5 protein-coding genes and 1 pseudogene are annotated in these 5,937 nt (G+C 43.6%); 3 read left to right on the forward strand and 3 right to left on the reverse strand.

Translation table 11 applies throughout. The features are described 5' to 3' along the window. Positions 1-1,519 (reverse strand): cobalamin biosynthesis protein (locus F6K38_RS33435; RefSeq protein WP_287359395.1); only part of this gene is annotated, 1,519 nt, incomplete at its 3' end. 397 nt (positions 1,520-1,916) lie between these two features. On the opposite strand from F6K38_RS33435, the gene pheA reads away from it, so the two are divergent. Beyond that, complete coding sequence (pheA, locus tag F6K38_RS33440) at positions 1,917-2,777, forward strand: prephenate dehydratase (protein ID WP_008185455.1); 861 nt, start codon at positions 1,917-1,919, stop codon at positions 2,775-2,777. 169 nt (positions 2,778-2,946) lie between these two features. On the opposite strand, the gene F6K38_RS33445 is transcribed toward pheA, so the two are convergent. Further along, entirely contained in the window at positions 2,947-3,588 is a 642-nt protein-coding gene (locus F6K38_RS33445; protein WP_008185458.1) for an LON peptidase substrate-binding domain-containing protein, read from the reverse strand. Between the two features lie 308 nt (positions 3,589-3,896). On the opposite strand from F6K38_RS33445, the pseudogene F6K38_RS33450 reads away from it, so the two are divergent. Next, positions 3,897-4,064 (forward strand): annotated as a pseudogene (locus F6K38_RS33450) (element excision factor XisI family protein); the annotation flags it as partial. A 121-nt stretch (positions 4,065-4,185) separates the two neighbouring features. Beyond that, on the forward strand, positions 4,186-5,169 hold the full coding sequence (locus F6K38_RS33455; RefSeq protein ID WP_008185462.1) for an alpha/beta hydrolase family protein: 984 nt from the start codon (positions 4,186-4,188) through the stop codon (positions 5,167-5,169). Between the two features lie 195 nt (positions 5,170-5,364). On the opposite strand, the gene F6K38_RS33460 is transcribed toward F6K38_RS33455, so the two are convergent. After that, positions 5,365-5,658 (reverse strand): hypothetical protein, encoded by a 294-nt coding sequence (locus F6K38_RS33460; protein WP_287295962.1) that lies wholly within the window; start codon positions 5,656-5,658, stop codon positions 5,365-5,367. Positions 5,659-5,937 lie beyond the last annotated feature (279 nt).

Genomic DNA, 5,937 nt, shown 5'->3' on the forward strand with positions numbered 1-5,937 from the left:
GCAATTCTTCTAGGACTAACCCCGCCATACCATAGATACCGCAGTCACCAGAGGAAACCACTGCTACCGTTAATCCCCACTCAGCCAGTTCAATAGCCCGTTTTGCTCGTTGGGTTTCTTGGGTAATTGGTAAGGCTTCGATAATTTGTCCTGGACGTCGCAAGGTTGAAATTAAATTGATATAGAGGGAGTAACCAATCACAGCATCAGCGCTGGATATAGCCGTTTTAGCGGCTGGGGTTATTTGGTCAAGATTTCCCGGACCGATACCCACTAGCAACAGTTTCCCCATACGTCCAGTGTATTCTACTGGGGATTGAGCAATCGCTACAGTTACTGCTCCTGGTTGATTAGCTGATTTGACTATTTGTTTGGGAACTAATAAGGGTTGAAGGTTAGTCGCTTGTAAGTTAGTCGCTTGTAGGTTAGAACCTTCAACCTTCAACTTGCTAACCTTGGCCAAAAGGCCACGCTTCGCGAACAACTTGCTAACCTTCAACCCTCTAGCGCCACAGAGAGCTGCTGCTTCGGCAACGCTGGGAGTACCAACTTCTGCCGCCACCACATCCGATGGGTTGGGTACGGTTACGGAACGGAGTACGTCAGCTGGGAAAGTGCGTAAAGGCCAATGGCGCTCTTGGCACAATTGGACTATGCCGACTTCATCGGCTTTGCGGTCAATAGTAGCAATTCCTGCGATCGCATTTTCTGATAAACCATAACCCTCACAGGTCTGCCGAATCGCCATTTCAATCAACTGCTTCGATGTTCCTCGCTCACAGCCAATTCCCACCCACATTACCCGTGGATACCACTGCACGTTTGGTAAATCCGATTCTGGAGAAAATTGCTGGTGGGTGGGACTAATCCAAATCCTGGCTTTAGGTGAGATCGACTCGGATTCACTTGTAGCGCTATCCTCTGGAAATCCGAAATAAAAAGGATGTCCATCTCTAAGATGAGCTTGCCAAAGAGTGGAACCAGCCTCTTGAATTACCTGTACTATTTCCCCACGGGCAACCACAGCACTGACTCTAGTCCAATCCCCTTTTCCCCGATACCAGCCAAAGGGAATACCTAAGACATCAACTCCAGGTAGACCTAAATCCGCTGCTGCTCCCGTTAAAATAGGCGTTGAGTCGAGTTGGGAAGCAATTAACCGTGTCAGTTGATCTGCCCCCCCTTGATGACCACTACACAAACTAATTACAAAACCTCCCCCTTGATCAACTACCACAACTGCTGGATCACTGGACTTATCCGTTAACAAAGGAGCAATTAAGCGCACCGCTGCTCCGGCTGCCAAACAAAACACCAAAGCACGGTGGTTTGGCCAGAGGGAGGCAATGTGGTCTTTGAGAGAACCCTTGTAGACAGCAACCTGTTCTAGGGTGCTCAGAGAATTCGGTACCCAAAGAGTTGCACCAGTAGTTTGACACAGGGGTTGCAGGATTTGAGCCCCAGTAGGAGTGGTAGCGATCGCAGCTAGGGGTTGGAAATTTTCAAAAACCGATGCCATCATGAAAGAAATAAACGTTAACTAGGGCAGATCAAGATACCCAGCTTTACTCTTAAAATAGAATATTCCCGCTTGCTGTTTATCGGTTCCTCGATTCCCAAACAAGCCTAAAAATACCCCAGCTAATAATAACTGATATACTGACGAACTTAGTAGTGTTTTTTTTCAATAGTTTACAGTTAACATTTTGATAAATACCAAGTAACTTAAAATCTGATATAATCCTAATTTATTATTAATTATATTATTACAATTCAACCGCCATACTCTAGATAACATTTATAACTATATCATCAAACTCAATACTGATTTATGTTCACACTAAAAAATAATCACATCTCTTTACTAAATAACAAGCTGCTAACCTTCAAGCTACTTTAAAATTAGATTTTCTATTATGTCACTTTCTATTGCTTATCTCGGACCACCAGGAACTTATACAGAAGCCGCTGCCACAGCTTATGCTGAGCGACTCCAGAAACAACAGGGTCAGCAATCCCTCTTGTGTGCTTATCCCAGCATTGGCCAAACCTTACAGTCAGTAGCTAACCAACAAGCTGATCTAGCAGTGGTACCTGTAGAGAATTCCATTGAAGGCAGTGTCGCCATGACACTAGATCGGCTTTGGCAACTAGATCAGCTACAAATCCAACAGGCTCTGGTTTTGCCCATCAGACATTGTCTGATGTCACGGGCATCAACCATAGCAGACATTAAAACTGTTTATTCCCATCCCCAAGCCCTGGCTCAGTGTCAGGGGTGGTTAGAGCATTTTCTGCCATCAGTGCAACTGGTACCTACCAACTCCACTACTGAAGCGCTACAGTTTTTGGACAAAGATCACAATGCAGCAGCGATCGCTTCTCAACGAGCAGCAAAGCTTTACACTCTACCAGTACTGGCATCTAACATTAATGACTATCCCGATAATTTCACCCGGTTTTGGGTGCTGAGTTTAAAGCCATCTCCTGGAGGTAGTCATACCTCCTTAGCATTTAGTCCTCCTGCTAATATACCTGGATCCTTGTCTAAACCACTCCAGGTGTTTGCCCGTCGAGGTATTAATTTAAGTCGGATTGAGTCTCGTCCCACCAAACGATTACTTGGTGAGTACATATTCTTTATTGAACTGGAATCAGATCTGTATACACCATTATTTAAAGCTGCTCTTGAGGAAATAATTCCTGATCAGGAAATCCTCAAGATTTTTGGCAGCTACACCCTCATAAATGTTGATAATTTTACTTTCAACAGTTAACCGTCAACCGTGAACAAAACTGTTATAGCAGTTATTAATTGGGTGAGGTACTTTCGTTCTGGGTTAATGGAAGTAGGGAGTCGGGAGTCGGGAGTCGGGAGTCGAGAGCAGCGGATCTGGCCAAAAATCCTGTGTACCTCATAGCTATGAGAAACGCTACAATTAAAGCTTAAGTCAATGCATCTTTGAGTACAGTGCGTGCTGCTAAGTGATTGCGAGTTGAAGTGAGAATTTCTGTTTCCCGTTCTAGACGTTTTTCCGTGTCCAGGGTCTCTAAAAGTGCCTGCTGTTCTAAGGCTACGCCATACAGATTGCTAGCAACCCAGTAAGACAACTCAATCGGTAGATCGGGCAGGTCTTCTGGTAGCTCAATTTTCTGGTTGGTCAACTTAGCGGAAAGACGCACAACATCCCGCAATAACTGTGCGACGTCTTTTGCCTTTGGTTTGAGGTCTTTAGCAGGTGGCTGGTCTTCAATCCATTCCACTAGTCCAACCCTATAGGGTTTTTCACGAACGTACTCTAAGAGCCGAAACCGCTGCTGACCTAAAGTTACTATTTTCATCCGGTCATCGGGAAGACGCTGAAAGTGGATAACTTCAGCGCAACAGCCAACTGTAGCTGGTTCCTGTTTAACAGGATCCCACATTAAGACACCAAATCTGCGATCGCTATCCAAAATCGTGTTCATCATGATTCGGTAGCGAAATTCAAAAATGTGTAACGGCAGAGGGCGTCCAGGAAATAAAACTACTTCAGGTAGGGGAAATATGGGGAGTTCTCTGACAGCAATCGAGGATGAGGATACCATTGTGCCTGGGTTAAAAAGGTAACTTCGCTTATTTACATACTTTAACGGATTTTGTGTTTGACACTCCACGGCATAATTCTTCCTGTAGTCTTTTGTAGTGACCTAGCTACACTCGCGAGGCTAGGGGAGTGTAGGCTTGAGCTCCTCAGCAATAGCAGTCATAACTTACTACTCTGACAGCAGACCTGTAGGCTAAAGCATCCTGCGATACAACAGTATCAGGTCTTGATAATTGTGTATGATCCAGCCAATGAGGTGATTGTTGAATGGAGAAAGTAGCTCAATACCGCGAGTAGGTTCAGAGATTACTGAACCAGTACGCCCAGGATGATGTTTCTAATGATGAGGTGGAAGTACAACTAATTTTTGACACTGTTCGGGATCATTACCAGTGGATGAATGTGGGTTGGGAAGATTTGAATCGGATTTACCGTTCTATCGTTCATTTAGATATCAAAGACGGCAAAATTTGGCTTTTCCCAGAGTTGGTCTCGCGCCGCTAGCCTCAAGGCCGTTAGCCTTCCATCTATTGGTGTGCTTCAAAGCTCGCTGTAATTGATAAGCTGATTAAAATCTGAATAAATAAGTTTTTGTGGTATGGTTATTCGAGCAATTTTTCAGTCTACCAAAGTAGAAGATGCTTCCTCTCCATATGACACCATTCATTTGAAAGTTTTCTATCCAGCCCTGATGTCAGGCAGCGATCAGGAACAAAATATGGGTATTGTTCCTGCTGATCCTCAGCAGTCTCCCTTCAAAGTCGTCATTTTCTTTAATGGCATAAACTGTAGTCCGGAAGTATATCAGTGGCTTGCTATTAAGTTGGCAGAACGTGGGCTTGTGGTTGTCACTTTCTCCTGGGTTGCCGAAAACTTACCTGGTATAGTAGGTCTGACTCCAGGTGTTGACATCGCAATGTGGGCTCCAAACACCTATGGTTCAGCTCCAACAGCCTCTGCTTTACCAAGCCTATTGGTAGCATTAGAGAAATTACAACTTAACGGAGTTCTAGCTGGCCTGCTTGATTTAAAACACATCATTCTAGGAGGACACTCCGCTGGGGGCAGAGTTGCAATTGAAAGTGCAAATCCACGCTTCTTTCCACAAATTGTGGCTTCTTTTGCCTATGGTGCACATACAGCAGGAGGAAAGCAACTAGGATATCCATCGGGCAAAATCTTACCTTTACCTGATGCTTTACCATTAATGCTGATTGGAGGAACCTGTGATGGAGTTATTGCCAACAGCAGCCACCGCTATGGAGTAACTTGGGAACAAGCAACCACTCCAGTGTTACGCACTTTTAGAGAATCGATCTCAGGGGGCAGAGACGATAGTTATCTGCTACTTCTAGAGGGAGCCAATCATTTCTCTATTGCTTATCCATCTGATTCCACTACTGGTAGAGCTTTCCTAGACTATCCAGCATCTCAACCGGAAGACCTACTACGGAATTTGCTAGCAGAAACAATTGGTTTATTCATTGATGCTCATGTTTCCCATCAACCTCAAGCCTTGTCAGCAATCAATCAATACTTAAGTTCTGAGAACCCTTTGATTGCCTCCTTTGAACGGAAGTAATTTAAATTAATTTAGTGAGATTGTTGGGTTACTTAACTTAACCTAACCTAGCAGCGGGCTTGATCGCACTGTGTTACATTTTGACCGAAAAGTCTAAGGGCGCAAGCCCCTTGCTTCTAGCCATGGGGTAAGCCCGCAGGGAATTTATCCCTTTTCTGTCACTTTCCGAATTCAATGATTAACAAATAAGCCAGATTATCCAGAATAAAAAAAGGATTGACATTGATTAATTTCACTAATTAGCTGATTCAATCCCAGGCCTAACTTACTATTAGGTAAAATATCTAACCATGGAAAAATAAGCCATAACATCATGATGGGTTGAATCAGTAAACGAAAATTGTTTAACACATTCTTCCATCCACCTTCATAATTCCATTGTTGATGATTAATCACCTGGATATCATCAGTATCTGTCACCTCATTGGCCACTTCTGCCGATTGATTTAAAGATAAAAAAGCTGGATAATTTAAACTAATCTCTGACAATATTCATCTATTATTGATACTGTTGCCTGGGTATCCCTGGCTAAATGTTTTAGGATTTGTTCCTCTACATCTATTGCTGTGCTTACCTTGTAGAGTTTCTTTTTTTTCTTTTTCTACTTATTATAACCGGAGAGTGACAGAAAAGGGTTAATCCTTGATTCTCAGGACTATCGCACTGTTTTATCAATATTGTTGATAATAATGCCTCCTGATTTATTCTTGCCCTTACCCTGGTTCTCTAAGGACGTTTCAGCGCTAGGGTTAAGCCGTCAGCGATCG

Origin of the sequence: Moorena sp. SIO3B2, from assembly GCF_010692525.1 — a bacterium.
Taxonomy (GTDB): domain Bacteria; phylum Cyanobacteriota; class Cyanobacteriia; order Cyanobacteriales; family Coleofasciculaceae; genus Moorena; species Moorena producens.